The sequence below is a fragment of the Streptomyces sp. NPDC048516 genome, assembly GCF_043199875.1.
Taxonomy (GTDB): domain Bacteria; phylum Actinomycetota; class Actinomycetes; order Streptomycetales; family Streptomycetaceae; genus Streptomyces.
Genome location: NZ_JBICWS010000003.1, coordinates 43,678 through 65,499, shown reverse-complemented (window position 1 = coordinate 65,499; position 21,822 = coordinate 43,678). Strand labels below are relative to the sequence as shown.

The 21,822-nt window shown below is 72.6% G+C and carries 14 protein-coding genes and 1 pseudogene; 10 read left to right on the top strand and 5 right to left on the bottom strand.

The features are described 5' to 3' along the window. The first annotated feature begins 248 nt into the window (after window positions 1-248). The 5 genes and pseudogenes from ACGFR7_RS07570 to ACGFR7_RS07550 all read left to right on the top strand — a co-directional run bounded on the left by ACGFR7_RS07570 (window position 249) and on the right by ACGFR7_RS07550 (window position 7,561). A complete protein-coding gene (locus ACGFR7_RS07570; RefSeq protein WP_393314401.1) occupies window positions 249-1,085 on the top strand; it encodes a hypothetical protein in 837 nt (278 codons plus the stop codon). Window positions 1,086-1,335: 250 nt separating this feature from the next. After that, window positions 1,336-2,181, top strand: a complete 846-nt coding sequence (locus ACGFR7_RS07565) for a DegV family protein (RefSeq protein ID WP_393314398.1) — start codon at window positions 1,336-1,338, stop codon at window positions 2,179-2,181. Window positions 2,182-2,738: 557 nt separating this feature from the next. Beyond that, on the top strand, window positions 2,739-3,422 hold the full coding sequence (locus tag ACGFR7_RS07560) for a helix-hairpin-helix domain-containing protein (RefSeq protein ID WP_393314395.1): 684 nt from the start codon (window positions 2,739-2,741) through the stop codon (window positions 3,420-3,422). 428 nt (window positions 3,423-3,850) lie between these two features. Next, a pseudogene (locus tag ACGFR7_RS07555) lies at window positions 3,851-6,067 on the top strand (ComEC/Rec2 family competence protein); the annotation flags it as partial. A 699-nt stretch (window positions 6,068-6,766) separates the two neighbouring features. Then, on the top strand, window positions 6,767-7,561 hold the full coding sequence (locus tag ACGFR7_RS07550; RefSeq protein ID WP_393314392.1) for an arylamine N-acetyltransferase: 795 nt from the start codon (window positions 6,767-6,769) through the stop codon (window positions 7,559-7,561). 44 nt (window positions 7,562-7,605) lie between these two features. On the opposite strand, the gene ACGFR7_RS07545 is transcribed toward ACGFR7_RS07550, so the two are convergent. After that, window positions 7,606-7,872: a hypothetical protein gene (locus ACGFR7_RS07545; RefSeq protein ID WP_393314389.1), complete on the bottom strand. Its 267-nt coding sequence runs from the start codon at window positions 7,870-7,872 to the stop codon at window positions 7,606-7,608. Window positions 7,873-8,014: 142 nt separating this feature from the next. On the opposite strand from ACGFR7_RS07545, the gene holA reads away from it, so the two are divergent. Beyond that, window positions 8,015-8,998 (top strand): DNA polymerase III subunit delta, encoded by a 984-nt coding sequence (gene holA, locus ACGFR7_RS07540; protein WP_393314386.1) that lies wholly within the window; start codon window positions 8,015-8,017, stop codon window positions 8,996-8,998. Window positions 8,999-9,188: 190 nt separating this feature from the next. Here the strand turns inward: holA and ACGFR7_RS07535 are convergent, their stop codons facing one another. Together ACGFR7_RS07535 and rpsT are read right to left on the bottom strand one after the other, a co-directional pair. After that, on the bottom strand, window positions 9,189-10,094 hold the full coding sequence (locus ACGFR7_RS07535) for a hypothetical protein (RefSeq protein WP_393314383.1): 906 nt from the start codon (window positions 10,092-10,094) through the stop codon (window positions 9,189-9,191). Window positions 10,095-10,862: 768 nt separating this feature from the next. Next, window positions 10,863-11,129: a 30S ribosomal protein S20 gene (gene rpsT / locus ACGFR7_RS07530; RefSeq protein ID WP_327156985.1), complete on the bottom strand. Its 267-nt coding sequence runs from the start codon at window positions 11,127-11,129 to the stop codon at window positions 10,863-10,865. A gap of 262 nt (window positions 11,130-11,391) precedes the next feature. On the opposite strand from rpsT, the gene lepA reads away from it, so the two are divergent. From lepA to hemW, 4 genes are all read left to right on the top strand, one after another. After that, a complete protein-coding gene (lepA, locus tag ACGFR7_RS07525; RefSeq protein ID WP_393314379.1) occupies window positions 11,392-13,266 on the top strand; it encodes a translation elongation factor 4 in 1,875 nt (624 codons plus the stop codon). Window positions 13,267-13,819: 553 nt separating this feature from the next. Next, window positions 13,820-15,706, top strand: a complete 1,887-nt coding sequence (locus tag ACGFR7_RS07520; protein ID WP_393314376.1) for an AMP-dependent synthetase/ligase — start codon at window positions 13,820-13,822, stop codon at window positions 15,704-15,706. 554 nt (window positions 15,707-16,260) lie between these two features. After that, the gene (locus ACGFR7_RS07515; RefSeq protein WP_393314373.1) at window positions 16,261-18,441 is read left to right on the top strand and encodes a SpoIIE family protein phosphatase; all 2,181 of its coding nucleotides are present in this window, start codon (window positions 16,261-16,263) and stop codon (window positions 18,439-18,441) included. A 106-nt stretch (window positions 18,442-18,547) separates the two neighbouring features. Beyond that, on the top strand, window positions 18,548-19,780 hold the full coding sequence (hemW, locus tag ACGFR7_RS07510; RefSeq protein WP_393314370.1) for a radical SAM family heme chaperone HemW: 1,233 nt from the start codon (window positions 18,548-18,550) through the stop codon (window positions 19,778-19,780). A 186-nt stretch (window positions 19,781-19,966) separates the two neighbouring features. On the opposite strand, the gene ACGFR7_RS07505 is transcribed toward hemW, so the two are convergent. Both ACGFR7_RS07505 and ACGFR7_RS07500 read right to left on the bottom strand, forming a co-directional pair. Next, window positions 19,967-20,800, bottom strand: a complete 834-nt coding sequence (locus ACGFR7_RS07505) for a DUF3097 domain-containing protein (RefSeq protein WP_393314367.1) — start codon at window positions 20,798-20,800, stop codon at window positions 19,967-19,969. Window positions 20,801-20,897: 97 nt separating this feature from the next. Next, window positions 20,898-21,632, bottom strand: coding sequence for an MBL fold metallo-hydrolase (locus ACGFR7_RS07500; protein WP_393314365.1), 735 nt, complete (start codon window positions 21,630-21,632; stop codon window positions 20,898-20,900). Window positions 21,633-21,822: the final 190 nt, after the last annotated feature.

Below are 21,822 nucleotides of genomic sequence, written 5' to 3'. Positions count from 1 at the left end.
CTGGTCGCTGTCGCTGTCGCTGTCGCTGCCGCTGTCGCTGCCGCTGCCGCTGCCGCTGCCGCTGCCTGGCTGGGCTTCTGGTCGCTGCCGTCTCGTCGCTGTCGCTGCCGCGTCGGCGCCATGGGTGGTTTCCCCTACGGGCAGGTTGGGGGTTCGTTCGGAACCCGTGGCCTGCCCGAGCCGTTTACCGTGGAGGGACAAGGGCGCAGGCGAGGAACCGGCGCCGCCGACACGTCTGGGGAGCGCCCATGGAAGCTGCTGTCGCCATCGTCGGGCTGCTCTTCGTGCTGTTCGTCCTGGCAGGCGTGTTCGTCACGGTCAAGGCCGTGACGGCGGCCAAGCGCGGCGTCGACCGCACCGTCGCCCAGGCCCGCAGAACCGTCGAGGACACCAGCCTCCGCGCCCGGCAGTTCGCCCAGCCCGGCGTGGTCGGCGAACTCGCACAGCTGCGGCTCTCGCTGCGTACGTCCATGCGCGCCACCCAGGAAGCGCTCCGTGGCGGCTCCTCCGAGGACGCCTCCCTGAGTGAGGCGATCGGGCTCTTCGAGCGGCTGAGCGCCCACGGCCATGAGCTTGACGACGAACTCAAGCGGCTCGAACGCGAGCCCGACCGGGCCACCATCGGAGCGCGCCTCCCGGAGCTCAGGGAGTGCCTGGAACGGATCACGCACTCCGCGGAGTCGCTGCGCTGGGCCGCCCGGGACCGTGCCCGCAAGTTCGCGGACGACGATCTGGCGGCGCTGAGCGACCAGATCGATGTCGAGGCGGGGGCGCTGCGCCACTGGACCCGGGTGGAGGATGCCGCTGACCCACTGCGGGAGCCCGTACACCCGCCTGCGGAGGGGCCGTCACGGGCGCGTGCCACCGGCGGGGTCGCGGACGCCGGTGTCCGGCCAGGCCGGGCTACGGCGTCCGGGGGCGGCCACTCCGCGGGGCCGGTCCCCGAGGACCCGCAGGCGCTCACCGCCCGTGACCCGCGCACCCAGCCGTCCTACCCGTGGGAGAAGGCCCCACGGACACGGACGTCACGCGCGCCACGGACGGAGGACACGACCAACGGAGGGCACGACCAGGTGAGGCCGTAAGACGTCGGCGAGGTTGAGGGGGTGGGTGGGGGCGGGGCGGGGCCCGGGGGAGAGGGAGACGGAGAGGAAGAGCCCGGAGCGTCAGCGGTGCCGCGCAGATCGCGGATCGCGGATCCGAGGACAGGGATGGTGACAGGGACGGGGACGGCATGCTCCGGCGCCCTCTTGGCAGAGCCTTGGGGAAACCTGGAAGATCTTGGGGAGGGGCCCGCACTGTGCGGCATCCGGATCCCCGGATAACCTCCCAGTCATGTCCCGCCATGTCGCGATCGTCACCGATTCCACGGCCTACTTGCCGCGGACGGCTGTCGAGCGTCACCGCATCACGGCCGTTCCGCTGACCGTCGTCCTGGGGGACCAGGCCCTGGAAGAGGGCACCGAGATCTCCGCGAGATCCGTCGCCCAGGCACTCCAGAAGCGCCGGCCGGTGACGACCTCCAGGCCCGCGCCCACGACGTTCGCGGACACCTACCGCAAGGTCGCGGCGGCCGGTGCGAGCGGCATCGTCTCGCTCCATCTGTCCTCGGAGATCTCCGGTACGTACGACGCGGCGGTGCTGGCGGCCAAGGAATCGCCGGTACCCGTACACGTCGTGGACACCGGCATGGTCGCGATGGCCCTCGGCTTCTGCGCTCTCGCCGCCGCAGAGACGGCGGAGGCGGGCGGGGGCATCGACGAAGCGGTGGCTGCCGCGGAGAAGCGTGCCGCCGCCACCTCCGCCTACTTCTACGTCGACACTCTCGACTATCTGCGCCGCGGCGGCCGTATCGGTGCCGCCCAGGCGCTGCTCGGCTCCGCGCTCGCCGTCAAACCGCTCCTTCAGCTGACCGACGGGCGGATCGAGCTGCTGGAGAAGGTCCGTACGGCGTCCAAGGCCATCGCACGGCTGGAGGAGCTCGCCGCGGAGCAGGCCGGCGAGGGTCAGGTCGACATCGCGGTGCACCATCTCGACGCGGCGGAGCGCGCGGATGCTCTGGCCCAGCGGCTCCGGGAGCGGGTGCCGGGACTCAACGAGCTCCTGGTGAGCGAGGTGGGCGCGGTGATCGGCGCGCATACGGGGCCGGGGCTGTTGGGGGTCGTGGTTTCGTCGCGGTGAGGGGGAGCGGTGGGGGCTCCTGTGGGTGACGGAATTTTCCACAACTCGGCCTTTCTCCACCGGAATTGCGGCAGCTCGGCGAGATCTGCGCGACGTGCTTAGCGTCGATCGGTATGAACTCGTTTCGATCTGAGTGGGCGGCTTCCCTGGCTTCCCCGGATTCCCCGGTTTCATCGTCTGCTTCCGCTCCGTCCGCTCCGTCCGCTCCGTCCGCTCCGTCCGTTGCCTCCGCTCCGCCGTTCGCCGCCGCTGCTTCCCTGGCTCCGTTCGGTGCGTCGGAGCGGCGGGAGTGGGAGCGCGCGCGGGTACGGGACCGGGCCGCGGCAATCTTCGGTGGTGCGGGTGCGGGTGCGGGTGCGGGTGTGTCTGCGGGTGCAGGTGCGGAGGCGGACGCGGGGCCGGGTGCCGGGACCGGGCCGGGCGGGGGTGGGGCTGCGGTGGCCGGGGGTGGATCGCCGCCTCCGGGGCACGGTCCGCCGCCTCCTGGGTGCGATCCACCGGGGCCGCGCCGACGGGAGCGGGTATGGCTTGCCGTACGCGAACGGCTGCCGCTCTGGGTGCAGTTACGGTGCGGCGCCGACCCGAAGATGCTCGCCGCCCTGGTCCTGGTGCTCGTGCTGGCGCTGGGGTTGGCCGTACAGCACTTCTGGGCCGGTCGTCCCGAACCGGTACGGGCCCCGGCGGCCGAACGGACGGCGCCCGGACCCGCGCCGCACCCACCCTCACTGCCGTCGTCGTCCGCCGCAGCGATGGCGCACGGTCCGCCGGGCGGCGCGGGAGGGCAACTGGTCGTCGATGTCACGGGCAAGGTCCGGCATCCGGGCATTCACCGGATGCCGCAGGGGTCGCGGGTGATCGATGCGCTGCAGGCGGCGGGCGGGGTGTTGCGGGGAGCGAGCACCGGTGGGCTGAACCGGGCCCGCCTGCTGACCGACGGCGAACAGATCGTGGTCGGCGCGGCCGCGGGCGCCGGGGGCGCTGCCGGGCCCACCGGCCCGGGGGCAGGCGGGCCGGGAAGCGGGTCGCCGGGGGCCGGAGGGGGGCCGGCCGGACCGGTCAGCCTCAGCACGGCGACCGAGCAGCAGCTCGACTCGCTCCCCGGAGTGGGGCCCGTCCTGGCCCGGCACATCGTCGAATTCCGCACCGAGCACGGCGGGTTCACCTCGGTGGACCAGCTCCGCCAGGTGACGGGCATCGGTGACCGCCGCTTCGCCGATCTGCGCGCCCTGGTCCAGCCGTGACCGGTCTCCGCGCCACCGTGCACGCCACGGCGGCGTCGTCGCACGGTGCCTCGGACCCGCATCAAGAGGGCCCGGCCGATCTGCGGCTGGTCGCGCCCGCGCTGGCTGCCTGGGCGGGGGCGGTGATCGGACTGGGTGCCCCCGGCTGGGGAGTGACGGTGGTCTGCGGCGCGGCCATGGTGCTCGCGCTGTCCGCGTGGCGGATGGCTGTGGTCCGGCGCAGGGCCGGGTGTGCTGCGGAGAGGGAGGGGCGGCCCTGCGCCGGGCCGGAGACGGGAGCTGTCCGGCGAGGGCTGGGGCCGCTCCGGCCGCGCTCTCCCCGCCGCTGGTCGGCCGGGGCTTTCGTGGCCCTGGCCGCGGTGCTGCTGTGTGCTGCGGCGGGGGCCGCGGCCGCGGCGCTGCATGCGTCGGATGTGCGGCGCGGACCGCTGCCGGCCTTGGCGGAGCGCTATGCGGGACTCACGGCGGAGCTGGAAGTAAGTGGTGATCCACGACTGACCCGCCCCAAGGTGCGAGGCTCCCAACGCACGCCCCCGGTACTGGTGTTCACGGCCGATGCCGTCCGGGTCACGGCAGCGGGCGGTGAGGTCACCACCCTACGCACCCCGGTGCTGGTGGTCGTACAGCCGCGCGGAGGGGGCGGCGAAGCGCGCGGCCCCGAGGCTCAGGAGAGTTGGTCGTCGGCGTGGCGCGGGCTGCTGCCGTCGACACGCATCCGGGTGGTGGCGCGCGCCGCGCCACCGCTCTCGCCGGCCGACCAGGTGGCCGCCGTGCTCCGGGTCACCGCCGAGGCGCCACCGGTCAAGGCCGGCGCCCCCTCTCCCCTGCAACGGCTGGCAGGGCACCTGCGTGCCGGGCTGCGCGAGGCCACCGACGGGTTGCGCCCCGATGCCCGTGCCCTGCTGCCCGGCCTCGTGGTGGGAGACACCTCACGCGTGCCGCCGGATCTCGACGACGACTTCCGTGCCACCGACCTCACGCATCTGCTGGCCGTCTCCGGCAGCAACCTGACGATGGTGCTCGCCCTGCTGATCGGGCCGCCCCACCTCGCGACGCGCGCCGAGCGCCGCGGGCTGGCACCACGCCTGGGGTTGTCCCTGCGCGGCACGGCCGTCGTCGGCGGTGCGCTCGCCCTCGCCTTCGTCGTCGTGTGCCGCCCGGACCCGAGTGTGCTGCGGGCCGCCGCCTGCGGGCTGATCACACTGCTGGCCATCGGCACCGGCCGCCGTCGCTCGCTGCTCCCCGCCCTCGCCGCCGCGGTCCTGTTGCTGGTCCTCTACGACCCTTGGCTAGCCCGTAGTTATGGCTTTCTGCTGTCCGTGCTGGCGACCGGCGCGCTGCTGCTGCTCGCGCCACGCTGGAGTGCCGCCCTTCAACGGCGCCGGGTACCGCCTCGGATCGCCGAGGTGATTGCCGCCGCGGCCGCTGCCCAGGCGGTCTGTGCGCCGGTGGTTGCCGTGCTGGCGGCCCGGGTGGGCCTGGTCGCTGTGCCCTGCAACCTGCTGGCGGAATTGGCCGTGGCCCCCGCGACGGTGCTGGGTTTCGCGGCCCTCGCCGTCGCCCCGGTCGCGTTGCCGGCCGCGCAGGCACTGTCGTGGTGCGCGGGCTGGCCGGCTGAGTGGATCGCCGGCGTCGCCCGTACGGGGGCGGCGCTGCCGGGGGCGGAGTTCGACTGGCCGGGTGGCTGGGGCGGCGGGTTGGTGCTGGCGGCTGCCATGGTGGCCCTGGTACCGGTCGTCCGCAGGGTGCTGCGTCGTCCCTGGCTGTGCCTGCTGTGTGTAATGGCAATGATCTTGGCGGTGTGCCGCCCCGCCCCGCTCACCCGCGTCCTCACCGGATGGCCGCCACCGGGGTGGCGGGCCGTGGTGTGTGACGTGGGGCAGGGCGACGGCCTGGTGCTGGCAGCCGGGGACGGTACGGCGCTGGTGGTGGACACCGGACCCGAGCCCCAGGCCATCGACCGCTGCCTCACCGACCTGGGTATCCGCCGAATCCCGCTCCTGGTCCTGACACACTTCCACGCCGACCATGTCGACGGACTCCCGGGGGCGCTCCGCGGCCGTGCGGTCGGTGCGATCGAGACCACGACGCTGCAAGACCCTCCGGGGCAGGCGCAGTTCGTACGCAGTGCGGCAGCGGCGGCACGGGTGCCGGTCATCCGCGCCGTACCGGGGGAGCGGCGCCACCTGGGCCCACTCACCTGGGAGGTCCTCTGGCCGCCGGCTCCGCCCGCTCTCCCCGGCCCCGGTGACCCCGCCGACCTCACCAGCCAACCGGTCGGTCCCGGCGAGCTCGAGGGCCCCAATGACGCCAGCGTCACCCTGCTCGTCCGTACGGGCGGCCTGTCCCTTCTGCTGCTGGGTGACCTCGAACCACCTGCACAGCGCGCGCTGTCGGCGGCCCACCCGGAGCTGGGCGGCGTCGATGTCCTGAAGGTGGCACACCACGGCTCCGCCTATCAGGACCCGCCGCTGATGCATCGGCTGGCGCCGCGCCTGGCGCTGATCTCCTGCGGTATCGGCAATCCGTACGGCCATCCGGCACCCCGCACCATCGCGGCGCTGCGCGCCCAAGGCGCCCGGGTGCTGCGGACGGACACCGACGGAGCCATCGCGATCCTGGGCACCACGGCGAGACTGTCGGCGACGGTCAACGGCCACCGGACCAGGGCAGGTCCGGCCCCCGGCCGGAGCAGCCGGTCCCGCCCGGTAACGGACCGGAGAGGCGCGGCACGTCCAGGCGGCGGCCGTCCACCCGGTGGCGGCCTGCCCGGCGGCCGTCCACCCCGTGGCCGTAGGCCCGGCGACCGTCCACCTGGTGGCCATCGGCCCGACGCCCGTCGAGCCCTGATGTACAGGCCCGACCGCCGCCGGTCACATGCCCGTCCTCGTGCTCGCCTCGTCGGGAACCGCCTGACCGGGCGCCGCCGCCTCCGTTCCCACAGCTACCGGCCGGGCTCTTCCCCCGAATACGCAGCCTTCCGGGGTCCACCACGCCTCAGGAGGCTGCGCCCGGGCCGGACGGCGGCGCCTCCGTGCACCTCCCCGAACCCAGCGGAGAAGCCCCGTAGGCGGCGGCGACCCCGGGCGGCCGGCCGCGCTGGTCGACGGCATTGTGCAGCTCAGCGGGCCGCAGCAGGCCGCCGGTGGGGCTGTGTGGTGCACCAGGCCATGGACCGAGCAGGCAGTGCGGGCCAGGACGTAGCACGATTGCTGCTGAATCAGGATCCGTAGGATCCAGATCATGAGGAGGGGTGAAGGCGTCGAACGGGGCCTTCACCGCTGTGTGCGGCCGACCGGGCTCGAAGGACGCCGCCGGCCCGCTTCGGAGAGGACCCGCCCCTGATGGACACCGCTGCCGCCGAGGCCTACCTCGACCGGATCGGTGCCGCCCGCACCGCGGCCCCGGACGCCGAGGCGCTGCGTGCGCTGCACCTCGGTCATCTGCGTACCGTCCCTTTCGAGAACCTCTCCATCCACCTCGGCGAAGAGATCGTGCTCGCGGAGCAGCCGCTGCTGGACAAGATCGTCCGCGCCCGTCGGGGCGGCTTCTGTTACGAGCTCAACGGCGCTTTCGCGCTGCTCCTGGGTGCGCTCGGCTACGAGGTCGAGCTGCTTTCCGCCCGCGTGTTCGGCGCCGACGGGCCCGGAATTCCGTACGACCACCTCGCGCTGCGCGTACAGACGCCGAGTGGTCCATGGCTGGCGGACGTCGGCTTCGGCAGGAACAGCCACTTTCCGCTGCGCTGGGACAGCCGTGCCGAGCAGGCCGATCCCGGTGGGGTGTTCCGGATCGAGGAGACGAGTGAGGGAGACCTGGATGTCCTGAGGGACGGCGATCCGCAGTACCGCCTCGAACAACGGCCGCGTGCCTACGCGGACTTCGAGGCCGGCTGCTGGTGGCACCAGACCTCGCCCAAGTCGCACTTCACCCGGTCCCTGGTGTGCTCACGGCTGACCGGGACCGGCCGGGTCACGCTCTCCGGTCGTAGCCTCGTGACCACCGGGGCGGATGGTGCACGGGACGAGCGTCAGCTGGGCGAGGGCGAGGTCCTTGCCGCCTACCGGGAGCACTTCGGGATTGTCCTGGAGCGGGAGCCCCGGGTCGGCGCGGTGCGGGCGCCCGGCGCCGGCGCTTAGGCCCGCGGGTCACACGGCTCCCTGGCCCCCGCGGGGCCCCGTCGTCACTCGGCCTCGCGCCAGCCCTCGTACTCCGCCGCGAGGTCGTGCAGGTGCGCCGGGTCGTGGGCGGCGTCCGGGTCTTCGACCACCACCAGCCACTGGGCGTCCTCGGCGTCGTCCTCACCGGCCAGGGCGTCCCGTACGAGCTGGGGCTCCTCGGCGACACCGAAGCGTTCGGTCAGGGCCTCGGCCACCTCTTCCGCGGCATCGCGGTCGGGCAGTACCAGAACGTGCCGGAGGTGCGGTGGGTGTGGGGCAGCGTCATTCACCCGTCCATTGTCCGATATGGGGACGGCGCCGCCGTCAGGCAGGGGCCCCGAGTGGTCCGCCGGGGGCACCGGAGCGGCCTCGGGCCGGGGTGCCGGAGCCGCCCGGGCCGGGGTGTCAGTGGGGCGTGGGATGCTGGACGCGATGGCCAGGAAGACAGCTCAAGACGACCCGCTCGCCCCCGTCACGATCGCGGTGGGCCAGGAAGACCTGCTGCTGGATCGCGCGGTGCAGCAGGTGGTGACGGCTGCCCGGGCCGCCGATGCGGACACCGATGTGCGCGACCTCACTCCCGATCAGCTCCAGCCCGGCACCCTGGCCGAGCTGACCAGCCCCTCGCTCTTCGCCGAGCGCAAGGTCGTCGTGGTGCGCGCCGCCCAGGACCTTTCCGCGGACACCATCAAGGACGTCAAGGCGTATCTCGGCTCGCCCGCCGAGGAGATCACGCTGGTGCTGCTGCACGCCGGCGCCGCCAAGGGGAAGGGGCTGCTGGACGCCGCCCGCAAGGCCGGGGCGCGGGAAGTGGCCTGCCCCAAGATGACCAAGCCGGCCGACCGGCTGGCCTTTGTGCGGGGCGAGTTCCGTGCGACCGGGCGTTCGGCGACGCCCGAGGCCTGCCAGTCGCTGGTCGATGCCATCGGCAGCGATCTGCGTGAGCTGGCCTCGGCCTGTTCGCAGTTGGCCGCCGATGTCGAGGGCACCATCGACGAGGCCGTCGTGGCGCGCTACTACACAGGCCGGGCCGAGGCCTCGAGCTTCACCGTCGCGGACCGTGCCGTCGAGGGCCGGGCCGCCGAGGCGCTGGAAGCACTGCGCTGGTCCCTCGCCACCGGCGTCGCCCCCGTCATGATCACCAGCGCGCTCGCGCAAGGCGTCCGCGCCATCGGCAAGCTGGCCTCCGCCCCGCGCGGCGCCCGCCCCGGCGACCTCGCCCGCGAACTGGGCATGCCGCCCTGGAAGATCGACCGGGTACGGCAGCAGATGCGCGGTTGGTCGGCGGACGGCGTGGCCACGGCGCTGCGCGCGGTGGCAGCGGCCGACGCGGGGGTGAAGGGCGGCGGGGACGATCCGGCGTACGCCTTGGAGAAGGCCGTCGTGGCCATTGCCCGGGCGGCCCGTTCACGGTGACACCCGATCCTCGTTGTCGGCGCGGGCGTTCAGCAGCGCGATCCCGGGCGGCTTCGGCGCTGGTGCCGACGCCGGCGATGTGGTGGGCGTCGGCGATGTGGTGGGCGTCGGCGTCGGCGGTGTTGTCGGAGCCCGCGCCGGTGCGGCACCTGTGCAGGCAGACCGTCATCGAAGACGGTGGTCGGCGTGATCAGCGCTCTGGGCGCAGCCGGCTGAGCGTTTCCCTCGCGCTGGTCTTCAGCATCGTGGCCACCTCGGTGGCCGTCGGCTGCTTGCCGCTGTCGCTGCCGCTGCTCGACGCATAGCTCGACCACGTCGACTGGTACGTCATCCAGCCGTCCCGGACGCCGAGGATCACATACGAGCTGCTGCTCGTGCCGCCGTCGTCCTTGCGGGTCACCAGATAGGCCTCGTCACCGATTCCCGGTACGGCCTCGACCCGGTAGCCGACCGAGGTGTCCTGCTTCTCGTACGAGCGGTAGCCGTCGGCGAACTCCGGCGTCGGGTCGGTCTCCTTGTGCAGCGTGGCGGTGTTGTAGAGCCAGGTGGAGGAGTAGGCGGAGGTGCTTGCGCCGTCCTGCTCGAACGAGACGTTGCAGGTCATCGTGTCCAGGGACTTCAGCTGGGCGCCGCTGTGCTGCGGGTTGGCGTCCTTCGGGGCCGTTCCGGTGCTCGCCTTGGCCTTGTAGCGGGCGTCCTCGAAGGGTGTCATCGAGGTGTCCGCACACAGATCGCCCGTGTAGGCGTAGCCCGCGAGGTCGGGGGCGGGCTCGGAGGAGAAGCCCCCGGTGGCGAACAACACCGAGGCCCAGATCGCGGACGCGGCGACCACCCCGCCGACGGCCCAGAGCCAGCCGGACGTGCCACCGCCCGCGCCACCGGGTGCGGCGACGGGAGCCCCCGCGGGTGGTCCCAGGGGCGGGGCGGGTACGCCGGGCGCCGGATAGCCGTAGCCGCCGGCCTGCCCTGGAGGTACGGCCTGCTGTGCGTAGGGATTCTGTGGTGTGGGCACCGGATTCTGGAGTGCGGGCACCTGACCGTATGGGTTCGGCTGCGGCTGGGCGTACGGATTGTTCTGGTCCCCCGAATGAGACATGGCCGCAGCGTAGCGGACCCCGCGGAAAGCGAACCCGGCTCTGCGGCACAGAATTTCCCCCATGGTGAGCAGGCCGAAATGCGGCCGATCTGCCCCACCGGCAAGCTCACGCCACGTCCGCCACCTTCGCCCCCTGTCGCGAGCCGGGGAGCTGCTGCCTCAACTGCCCCGAAGCGATATCCCCGCAGCAATGGCACCGCAAGTCATGGCCGCACATGGCCGCACAGTAAAGGCCCCACAGCAGGAGCCTGGCGAGGGAAAGCCGCAACACATTCCGCCGTCCACGCCTCTTTGCAACAGAATCCCACAAGCATTCCCGCAATGAATCCCGCAATGAATCCCGCAATGGAACTCCACAACGAAGGCCCCGTGGGAAAGCTCCCGCACCAAAAGCCCCACGCAAACCCGCCCCACGCAAACCCGCCCCGCACAAAACCCGCCCCACGCAAACCCGGCCCACGCAAAACCCGCCCCGCCCAAACCCACCCCGGCCAGGCCTGACGAAAGAGAGAAGGCCCCGCCTCACCCCTGGGGAAGGGGTGAGGCGGGGCCTTCGTATCAAGCTGTTGCGGCTTGGTCGGCGGGTTACGCCGAGTGGGCCGGGTGTGCCGCACCCGCGTGGCGAACGCAGGCCGTGTGCGGCACGGTGGTGCATCGGTCAGGGAGCGGAGAGAGGGGCCGCTGGGTCCCTGTCGACAGGGGTACTACGGATGCTGCGGTGGAGGAAGGTCAGACCGGGACCGGCCGATGACCTCCTCCGTAGGAAGGTCAGGCCTTGAGGGACGCGACCTTCTTCGCCAGCGCCGACTTCTTGTTGGCGGCGGCGTTCTTGTGGATGACACCCTTGCTGACGGCCTTGTCGAGCGTCTTGGCAGCGGCGGCCTGGGCGGTGGTGGCCTTCTGCAGGTCACCGGCCTCCACAGCCTCGCGGGTGCGACGGATCGCGGTCTTCAGAGTGGACTTGACAGCCTTGTTGCGCTGACGAGCCTTCTCGTTGGTCTTGATCCGCTTCATCTGGGACTTGATGTTCGCCACGAAAGAGCCTTTTCAGGTTCGTTGGAGTTTCGAGTGGCGCCTCGTACGTGAGAGGGCACGAAGCGCAGTGGACCAGGCTACCAGCAGGGTCTACGGCCGCCCAAACCGGACCGGAGCCCCCGCCCGCGCCGGACCACCCCGCCCGAGCCCCCGGACCCACCTCGCCCCGCCCAAACCGGACCGGGCCCCCGGGTCATGGGACGATGGGGGAGACGTCATATACCCGAGTCCCGCCTACCCGCGTTCACTGAATGGACCCTGCGTGCCCGCGACCCCTACGAACGTGCCGGAGCCGAGCCGTACCGATCCGGCCCTCCTCCGTAACTTCTGCATCATCGCGCACATCGACCACGGCAAGTCGACGCTCGCCGACCGGATGCTCCAGATCACCGGTGTCGTCGACCAGCGGCAGATGCGCGCGCAGTACCTCGACCGCATGGACATCGAGCGCGAGCGTGGCATCACGATCAAGTCCCAGGCGGTCCGGCTGCCCTGGGACCCCACCGAGGGTGAAGAGGCAAGTGGGACGACCCACATCCTCAACATGATCGACACCCCGGGCCACGTCGACTTCACCTACGAGGTCTCGCGCTCGCTCGCCGCGTGCGAGGGCTGCATCCTCCTCGTCGACGCCGCTCAGGGCATCGAGGCCCAGACCCTCGCCAACCTCTACCTGGCGATGGAGCACGAGCTCACGATCATTCCCGTCCTCAACAAGATCGACCTGCCGGCCGCCCAGCCCGAGAAGTTCGCCGCCGAGCTGGCCAACCTGGTCGGCTGCGAGCCCGAGGACGTGCTGCGGGTTTCCGCCAAGACGGGCGTCGGCGTGGCCGAGCTGCTGGACAAGGTCGTCCGCGAGGTGCCGGCCCCCGTCGGCGTCAAGGACGCCCCCGCCCGCGCGATGATCTTCGACTCGGTCTACGACGCCTACCGCGGCGTCGTGACCTACGTGAAGGTCGTCGACGGCACGCTCAGCAAGCGCGAGCGCATCAGGATGATGTCGACCGGCGCCGCACACGAGCTGCTGGAGATCGGTACGAACTCACCCGAGATGAAGGCGGCCGACGGGCTGTCCGTGGGCGAGGTGGGCTACCTGATCACCGGCGTGAAGGACGTCAGGCAGTCCAAGGTGGGTGACACGATCACCCAGCTGAACAAGGGTGCCGAGGAGCCGCTGGGCGGCTACAAGGACCCCAAGCCGATGGTGTTCTCGGGGCTGTATCCGCTGGACGGCTCCGACTACCCCGAGCTGCGTGACGCCCTCGACAAGCTGCAGCTCAACGACGCGGCGCTCGTCTACGAGCCCGAGACCTCCGCGGCCCTGGGCTTCGGCTTCCGCGTCGGCTTCCTGGGCCTGCTGCACCTGGAGGTCATCCGCGAGCGCCTGGAGCGCGAGTTCGGCCTCGACCTGATCGCCACCGCGCCGAACGTGGTCTACCGCGTCGACATGGAGGACGGGGTCGAGCACGAGGTCACCAACCCGAGCGAGTTCCCGACGGGCAAGATCGACAAGGTGCACGAGCCGGTCGTCCGGGCCACGATCCTGGCGCCCAGCGAGTTCATCGGCGCGATCATGGAACTGTGCCAGAACCGCCGCGGCAACCTCCTCGGCATGGACTACCTCTCCGAGGACCGGGTCGAGATCCGCTACACCCTCCCGCTCGCCGAGGTCGTCTTCGACTTCTTCGACCAGCTCAAGTCCAAGACCCGCGGCTATGCCTCGCTGGACTACGAGCCCACCGGCGAGCAGATCGCCGACCTGGTGAAGGTCGACATCCTGCTGCACGGCGACAAGGTCGACGCGTTCTCCGCGATCTGCCACAAGGACAAGGCGTACGCGTACGGCGTGCGGCTGGTCGCCAAGCTGCGGGAGCTGATCCCGCGGCAGAGCTTCGAGGTGCCGATCCAGGCCGCCATCGGCAGCCGGGTCATCGCCCGTGAGACGGTCCGCGCCATCCGCAAGGACGTCCTCGCCAAGTGCTACGGCGGTGACATCTCCCGTAAGCGGAAGCTGCTGGAGAAGCAGAAGGAAGGCAAGAAGCGGATGAAGATGGTCGGCAGCGTGGAGGTCCCCCAGGAGGCCTTCATCGCGGTGCTGTCCTCGGACTCCGACGGCGACGCGAAGACGAAGAAGTAGAGCGTCTCGCCCGCGAAGACGAAGAAGTAGAGCGCGTCGCCCGCGAAGATCAGGCGTGTCGCGCTGCGCCGTCCGTGACGGCCGCTGCGGAAGGCAGGGCGCCGGCCCCCGGGGAGGGGGTCGGCGCCCGCCGGCTTTCCCCGGTCGCCGGAGACAGGGAAGGCGAAGCACGGGGCGGGCGCGGCGGACGTGGCGGCCGGGGCGGACGCGGCGGCCGGTGCGGCCGGGGTGAGGAAGCTGTGATTCATCCCACCCGCAGCGATCCGGAGCGATCCGCAGCGATCCGGAGGGGGCCGTTCCGGAGTGGTTCGCAGTGGTCGCGGCGGGTCGCGGCGGTCGGTGGCGGGCCGGAGTGCCCCGGGGCGGCCCTGTGCGGGCGATCGGCGCGGCTCGCTATCGGGCGTTGCGCGTGCTACGTACACCTATCGCACTGGTCACATCCTTAACCAGTCGGCCGTAGCCTCTTACGCGTCGGCGTCTCGCGCCTTAGTCTGATCACTGCTCAAAGGTTACTCGCGAGTCACCAGCATCGAAGCGGGCCCCGGAGGACGCCGTGACGGACACCCACACGCTGATCGAAAACCGGCCGCCTTCGGTGGCGCATCTCTTCCTGGAACGGGTCGCGGCCACGCCCGATATCGAGGCCTATCGCTATCCGGTCCCTTCCCCCGGACCGGGACCGGACGACTGGAAGTCGATCAGCTGGGCGCAGGCCGCGGGACGGGTCTACGCCGTGGCCGCCGGGCTCATGGCGCTCGGCATACTGCCCGAGGAACGGGTGGCGCTGGCCGCCAATACCCGCGTCGAGTGGATCCTCGCCGACCTCGGTGTGCTCTGCTCGGGCGCCGCCACCACCACGGTCTACCCCAGCACCAACGCCGAGGAGACCGCCTACATCCTGGCCGACTCCGGAAGCCGGGTGCTGATCGCGGAGGACGCCGGACAGCTCGCCAAGGCGCGCGAGCGGCGCGCGGAGCTGCCCGGGCTGGCGCATGTCGTCGTCATCGACGAGGCGGGCGCGGAGCCCGCCGAGGGCGATCCGGAGGGCTGGGTGCTCACCCTGGCCGAGCTGGAGAAGCGCGGCACCGCCTATCTGGAGGACCACCCGGAGTGCGTCAAGGAGCGGGTCGCCGCACTGCGCGCCGACCAGCTGGCCACGCTGATCTACACCTCCGGGACCACAGGCCGCCCCAAGGGCGTACAGCTCCCGCACGACTGCTGGGCGTACATGGCGCGGGCCATCCCGTCGACCGGCATGGTCACCGAGGAGGACGTGCAGTACCTCTGGCTGCCGCTGGCGCATGTCTTCGGCAAGGTGCTCACCGCGGGCCAGATCGCGGCCGGCCATGTGATCGCCGTGGACGGCCGGGTCGACAAGATCATCGAGAATCTGCCGGTCGTCCGGCCCACGTACATGGCGGCGGTGCCGCGGATCTTCGAGAAGGTCTACAACGGTGTCGCGGCCAAGGCCCGGCAGGGCGGCGGCGCCAAGTACAAGATCTTCCAGTGGGCGGCCGAGGTGGCCCGCGAGTACGCCAAGGTCTCACAGGACAACTTCCGCCGCACCGGCAACGCCTCGGTGCCGTTCGCGCTCGGCGCCAAGCACAAGATCGCCGATGCCCTTGTCTACGCCAAGCTGCGGGAGGCGTTCGGCGGGCGGCTGCGCGCCGCGGTCTCCGGCTCGGCCGCGCTCTCGCCTGAGATCGGCTACTTCTTCTCCGGCGCCGGTATCCACATCCTGGAGGGCTACGGCCTGACGGAGTCCAGCGCCGCCAGCTTCGTCAACCCCGGCGAGGCCTACCGCACCGGAACGGTCGGCAAGCCGCTGCCCGGCACCGAGGTGCGGATCGCCGAGGACGGCGAGATCCTGCTGCGCGGCCCCGGCATCATGCAGGGCTACCACGGCCTGCCGGACAAGACCGCCGAGGTGCTGGAAGAGGACGGCTGGTTCCACACCGGTGACATCGGTGAGCTCTCCCCGGACGGCTATCTGCGGATCACCGACCGCAAGAAGGACCTGATCAAGACCTCGGGTGGTAAGTACATCGCGCCCGCCGAGGTCGAGGGTCAGTTCAAGGCGGTCTGCCCGTTCGTCTCCAATGTGCTGGTGCACGGCGCCAACCGGAACTTCTGTACCGCCCTGATCGCCCTCGACGAGCCGACGATCATGACCTGGGCCAAGGAGCACGGCCTGGAGGGCAGGACGTACGCCGAGGTCGTCGCGACCGCACAGGTCCGCGAGCTGATCGACGGCTATGTCGAGCGGGTCAACGAGGGACTGCAGCGCTGGCAGCAGATCCGCAAGTTCCGGCTGCTGCCGCGCGACCTGGACATCGAGCACGGCGAGGTGACCCCCAGCCTCAAGGTCAAGCGGCCGGTGGTGGAGCGGGTGTTCAAGGACCTGCTCGACGAGATGTACGCGGGGACGCGCGAGGCGTAGCCGCAAGGACACGGCGGTACGGGGCGGGTCGGCGCGTCCCGTACCGCCGCGCCCGTACGGGGCGGCGCGCACGCGGTCGCGTGGCGTCGCGCCCGTACGGGTGGGCGCGTCCTCGTATCGCACGCGCTCGTACGGGCCGGCGCGTCCCCGTATCGCCGCGTTCCTACGGGCCGCCGCGTCGCGTCGCATACCGCTGCGCCCGTACGGGTGAAGCCGGCGGGCGGCAGGGACCGCGGCTGCCGCCGGGATGGTCCGTACAGGCCCCCCGGGTGCCGCTTGGTGCCCGTCGGCCAACTCCCTCGGCGCGTCAGCCGAATTGGCCCCCGTGACCACCTACTTCTGTGACTCCGTGCTTATGTCCGCGCTCGTTCTGTCACTCTGTCGTTGGCGCATCCGGCGCTGTAGCGGAGCTGCTCGGGAGTTGCTCAATGCGGACGACAACTTCGTCTCCACGGGACGACGGCGTCACGGCGACGCGCATGGCGAGGGCGGGCGGGTCGCGTGGCGCGACCGCGGCCGGGCCCGCGACGGGACCCGCGGCCGGGACCGGCTCGGTGACCGGACCCGCTGCCGGGCCTGCCGAGGGGGCCGCGGACCGTTCCCGGTGTGCCAGCCTGCCCGGTGATCCGCAGGCCGCTGCCGCCGCCCGCCGCTTCGTCCGGGCCGCGTTCGCCGACTGGGCCGACCAGGGGCTGGCCGGCGCGGAGAGCCTGACCGGCCGGCTCGCGGACGAAGCCGTGCTGCTGGTCAGCGAGTTGGTGACGAACGCGGTCGTGCACGCGGGCACCACCGTCGAGCTGCGCTGCCGGCTGGAGCCGGAGCGGGAACCGGGCGCGGAATCCTCGGGGAGCGGGAACGGGGAGCCCCTGGAGGGCCGGAACGGGGAGCCCCCCGAGGGCCGGAACGGGGAGCCCCCCGAGGGCCGGAACGGGGAGCCCGACGGGAGCCGGAGCGGCCGGCCATACCCGGCGCCGCCCGCGTACGCCCCCGGCGCAGGCCTCGACCGCGCACCCGGTACCGGCCCCGACGGCGCACCCGGCACCGGTCCCGACGGCGCACCCGGCCCCTGCCCCGGCATCGTCATCGAGGTCTCCGACCACCACCCCGCCCAGCCGGTCCGCGCCCACGAGGACAGCGCCGCCTCCGAGAACGGCGGCCACGGCCTCCAGCTGATCAGCGCCGTCGCCGAATCCTGGGGCATCACCTACCGCCGGGCCATGAAGACCGTCTGGTTCCGGCTGCCCGTCGGCGCCCGGGACGGCGCCGGGCCCGAGCCGGAGCTCGCCTGCGACGACCAGTTGCTGCAGCGCGGGCTGCGGGCCGCCGAGCTCCTGGCCCCGGCGCCGCGCCGGTCCGCCCGGCCGGACCACGAGGCCGACCGGGTCGACAACGGCGCCCTCTCTTTCCTCGCCGAAGCGTCCGACCTGCTCTCCGGCCAGCTCGACGCCGATCAGGTCACCTCGCTCGCCGCCCAGTTGATCGTGCCGCGGCTCGCCGAATGGTGCGCGGTATGGCTCTACGACGGCGACAGCGGCGCCCCCGGCCGGGGCATCGCGGCCGACGGCGAGGAACAGCGGCTCGCCCGCGTCTGGCACACCTCAGAGAGCCGGATCGACGCGCTGCGTACGGCCCTGGAGAAGCAGCCGCCGGAGCTGCCGGCCGGCAGCTCGCCCAGCGGTGCGCCCGGCGCGGTCCCCTGGCCCTGGCCGTACGAACCGGGCGGCTACGGGCCGGGCGGCGCCGCGCTCGCCTGCCCCCTGGTCGCGGGGGGCCGCCGCCTCGGCACCCTGCTGCTCGGCCGGGGCGGGCTGCTGCGCTTCCCCGACGAGGTGGTCGGGCTGATCGAGGACCTGGGCCGCCGGGTCGCCCGCGCCGTCGCCACCGCCCGGGCCTACAGCCGCCAGGAGCGCATCAGCCAGGTCCTTCAGCGCCGGCTGCTGCCGCGGGGCCGGGCGCAGGTACCCGGCGTGGAGTCGGCGGTGGTCTACGAACCGCGCGAGGGCGCCTGGGCGGGCGGCGACTTCTGGGACCTCTTCGACGCCGGGGACGGCCGCTGGTGCTTCGCCCTCGGCGACGTCTGCGGCAGCGGGCCCGAGGCGGCCGCGGTGACGGGGCTGGCCCGCCCGGTGCTGCGGCTGCTGGCCCGGGACGGCTTCGGGGTGGCCGCGGTGCTCGACCGGCTCAACAAGACCATGGCACGGGAGGCCGCGGACTCGGTCGCGGCGGTCGCGGCGGCGGTCGCGGCGGCCGGCGCCGGGGCCGAGTCGCCGGTCGAGATCCGCGAGGAGGGCGAACAGGCCCGCTTCCTGTCCCTGCTCTACGGCGAGATCGTCCCGTACCCCGGCGGCTCCGGCGGCGCCCGCTGCACCCTCGCCAGCGCCGGCCACCCGCTGCCGCTGGTGCTGGGCACGGACGGCACGGTCCGGGTCGTCGCCGCGCCGCAGATGCTGCTGGGAGTGGTGGAGGACGCCGCGTACGTCAGCGAATCGTTCGACCTCTGCCCGGGGGAAACGCTTCTGTGCGTCACCGACGGGGTGACCGAGCGGCGCTCGGGGCGGCGGCTCTTCGACGACGAGGACGGCCTGGCCGTCACCCTCGCCGCGGGCGCGGGCCTGGGCGCCACCGCCCTCGCCGACCACATCCGCAACACCGTCCACGCCTTCGGACCGGTCCCGCCCGACGACGACCTGGCCCTGCTGGTCCTCCAGGCGGCGGCCGGGCCCGTGGCGCCGTAGGTGGCGCAGGTGGCGCAGGTGGCGCAGGTGCCGTAGGTGTCGCAGGTGCCGTAGGGCACACCGCGTCCGGACCGGCACCGCCCCGCCATGACGGACAATGGTTCCCATGCCTTCCGCACTGCCCGATGGTGAGCCGATGCCCGAGGACGGGGCGCTGCCCGGTCATACGCCGGCGGCCGCCGCCGGCCGGCCCCTGGGCTTCTACCTGCATGTGCCGTACTGCGCGACCCGCTGCGGCTACTGCGACTTCAACACCTACACCGCAAGCGAGCTGCGCGGCTCCGGCGGCGCCCTGGCCTCCCGCGACAACTACGCCGACACCGTCGTGGACGAGATCCGGCTGGCCCGCAAGGTGCTGGGCGACGACCCGCGTCCCGTCGAGACGGTCTTCGTCGGCGGCGGGACCCCGACCCTGCTGCCCGCCGCCGACCTCGCCCGGATGCTGGCGGCGATCCGCGAGGAGTTCGGCCTGGCGCCCGGCGCCGAGATCACCACCGAGGCCAACCCGGAGTCCGTCGGCCCCCGCTACCTCGACGGGCTGCTCGCGGGCGGCTTCAACCGGGTCTCCTTCGGCATGCAGAGCGCCAAGCAGCACGTCCTGAAGATCCTCGACCGTACGCACACCCCCGGCCGCCCCGAGGCCTGTGTCGCCGAGGCCCGCGCGGCCGGCTTCGACCACGTCAACCTCGACCTGATCTACGGCACCCCCGGTGAGACCGACGACGACTGGCGCGCCTCCCTCGACGCCGCGATCGGGGCCGGCCCCGACCATGTCTCCGCCTACGCCCTGATCGTCGAGGAGGGCACCCAGCTGGCCCGCCGGATCCGCCGCGGCGAGGTCCCGATGACCGACGACGACGTGCACGCCGACCGCTACCTCATCGCCGACGAACGCCTCGCCGCTGCCGGTTTCACCTGGTACGAGGTCTCCAACTGGGCCACCACCGACGCCGCCCGCTGCCGCCACAACGAGCTGTACTGGACCGGTGACGACTGGTGGGGCGCGGGCCCCGGCGCCCACAGCCACGTCGGCGGCGTGCGCTGGTGGAACGTCAAACACCCCGGCGCCTACGCGCAGGCCCTCTCCGAAGGCCGCTCCCCGGGCGCCGGCCGCGAACTCCTCTCGGACGAGGACCGCAGGGTCGAACGCATCCTCCTGGAACTGCGCCTCGCGGACGGCTGCCCCCTGGACATCCTCGCCCCGGCGGGCGCGCGGGCGGCGTCCAGCGCACTGGCCGACGGCCTCCTGCAGCCCGGTCCGTACGAGGCGGGCCGCGCCGTCCTGACCCTCCGCGGACGGCTGCTGGCGGACGCGGTGGTGCGGGATCTGGTGGACTGATCACTCGGCTGAGGGATCTCAGTCGCCCGCTGCGTACTGCTGACGGAACCGGCTGGTGCGGGAGAGGACGCCGACTACGAAGTGCGGCGCACCGTCCCCTTCGGTGTCCCTCTCCCCGTCGATGCCCTCGGCATCACGCCGGACACCTCCCGGTTCGGCACTCTTCCTGCCGTCACCCGTCACCCGTCACCCGCCACCGCCGGCCGTGACGAAGTCGATCAGCTCCTCCACCCTGCCCAGCAGCGCCGGCTCCAGGTCCTTGTAGGAGCGCACGCAGGACAGGATCCGCTGCCAGGCGGCGCCCGTGTTCTCCGGCCAGCCCAGCGCCCGGCACACCCCCGTCTTCCAGTCCTGTCCGTGCGGGACGGACGGCCAGGCCGCGATCCCGACCGAGGACGGCTTCACCGCCTCCCAGATGTCGATGTAGGGGTGGCCCACCACCAGCGCATGGTCCCCGGTCACTCCGGCCGCGATCCGCGACTCCTTCGAGCCGGGCACGAGATGGTCGACGAGGACGCCGAGACGGGCGTCCGGCCCGGGGGCGAAGCCGCGGACGATCGCGGGCAGGTCGTCGATGCCCTCCAGGTACTCCACGACCACGCCCTCGATGCGCAGGTCGTCGCCCCACACCCGCTCCACCAGCTCGGCGTCGTGCCGGCCCTCCACATAGATGCGCCCGGCGCGGGCGACCCGTGCGCGGGCGCCGGGCACGGCGAGTGATCCCGATGCCGTACGCGCCGGAGCGGTGGCCGCCGGCCTGTCCTGGGGGCGTACGAGGGTGACCACCCGCCCCTCCAGGAGGAAGCCGCGCGGCTCCATGGGGAAGACCCGGTGCTTGCCGAAGCGGTCCTCCAGGGTGACCGTCGGGCCCTGCGCCGTCTTCTCGCAGCGGATCACGGCGCCGCAGAAGCCCGAGGTGACCTCCTCGACGACCAGATCGGGATCGGCGGGCACCTCGGGAGCGGGCCGCTGCTTCTTCCAGGAGGGGGTGAGGTCGGGGCTGTAGCGCTTGCTCTGCATGGGGCCTGTTCCGTCGGGGAGGGCGGGCGGTGGTCAGGAGGGGGCGACGCCGAAGTGGGCGGTGGTCAGGAGGGGGCGACGCCGAAGTGGGCGGTGGTCAGGAGGGGGCGACGCCGAAACGGGCGGCCAGGGCGTCGCGTTGGGCCCGTACGAAGCCGGCGTCCACCACGGCGCCATGCCCGGGAACGTACCGCGCGTCCTCGCCGCCGAGGGCCAGCAGGCGGTCCAGCGCGCCGGGCCACTGCTGGGGCAGCGCGTCGGGGCCCGCCTGGGGTTCGCCCGACTCCTCGACCAGATCGCCGCAGAAGACGATCTCCGCCTCCCCGCGCCGGCCCGGTACCAGGACGGCCAGATCGTGGGCGGTGTGCCCGGGGCCGACGTTGGCGAGCAGCACCTGCCGGTCGCCCAGCTCGACGGTCAGCTGGCCGTGCACATGGTGGTGCGGGGCGACCAGCAGATCGGCGGCCTCCGCGGCGGCGTCCCGCGCGACGCCGTGCCGGATCGCGTCGTGCCGCAGCTCGTCCTTGCCGCGGCGCAGCAGCTCGCCCAGGCCGGCCGCCCCGAACACCTCGACGCCCGCGAAGGCGGCCGTGCCCAGCACATGATCGAAGTGGGGGTGGGTGAGCGCGATATGCGTCACTTCCCGGCCCAGCACACCGCGGATCGACCGGCGCAGGTCCGCGCCGTCGCGCAGGGTCGCGCCGGTGTCGACGATCATGACCCCGGTACTCCCCGCGATCACTCCGATCGTCTCGTCCCAGCCCGGCATCCGGCGCCTGGCGACACCGTCACCGAGTCGTTCCCAACCGGCCTCTTCCCAAGCAGTGTGCATACCGAGACGCTAGCGCCATCGCGATAGCGTTGCCCGGCAGATCGGCCGAACACGGTCATCGGGCGAGTACTCCGCGCGCCCGCCCTTGCCGCGCCCGTGCTACCCGGCCGTACACTGGCTCAAGGTCTGGCACTCGGCCCGTGTGAGTGCCAGGGAAGACGAAGCGGCGGACGGCCGGACTGGAGGTGCG

What these genes read in the sequence shown, in the direction of transcription:
- ACGFR7_RS07505 (WP_393314367.1), bottom strand. Translation starts at nt 20,800, where the DNA reads ATGCAGAGCAAGCGCTACAGCCCCGACCTCACCCCCTCCTGGAAGAAG.
- ACGFR7_RS07535 (WP_393314383.1), bottom strand. Translation starts at nt 10,094, where the DNA reads ATGTCTCATTCGGGGGACCAGAACAATCCGTACGCCCAGCCGCAGCCG.
- ACGFR7_RS07500 (WP_393314365.1), bottom strand. Translation starts at nt 21,632, where the DNA reads ATGCACACTGCTTGGGAAGAGGCCGGTTGGGAACGACTCGGTGACGGT.
- hemW (WP_393314370.1), top strand. Translation starts at nt 18,548, where the DNA reads ATGCCTTCCGCACTGCCCGATGGTGAGCCGATGCCCGAGGACGGGGCG.
- ACGFR7_RS07550 (WP_393314392.1), top strand. Translation starts at nt 6,767, where the DNA reads ATGGACACCGCTGCCGCCGAGGCCTACCTCGACCGGATCGGTGCCGCC.
- ACGFR7_RS07570 (WP_393314401.1), top strand. Translation starts at nt 249, where the DNA reads ATGGAAGCTGCTGTCGCCATCGTCGGGCTGCTCTTCGTGCTGTTCGTC.
- holA (WP_393314386.1), top strand. Translation starts at nt 8,015, where the DNA reads ATGGCCAGGAAGACAGCTCAAGACGACCCGCTCGCCCCCGTCACGATC.
- ACGFR7_RS07565 (WP_393314398.1), top strand. Translation starts at nt 1,336, where the DNA reads ATGTCCCGCCATGTCGCGATCGTCACCGATTCCACGGCCTACTTGCCG.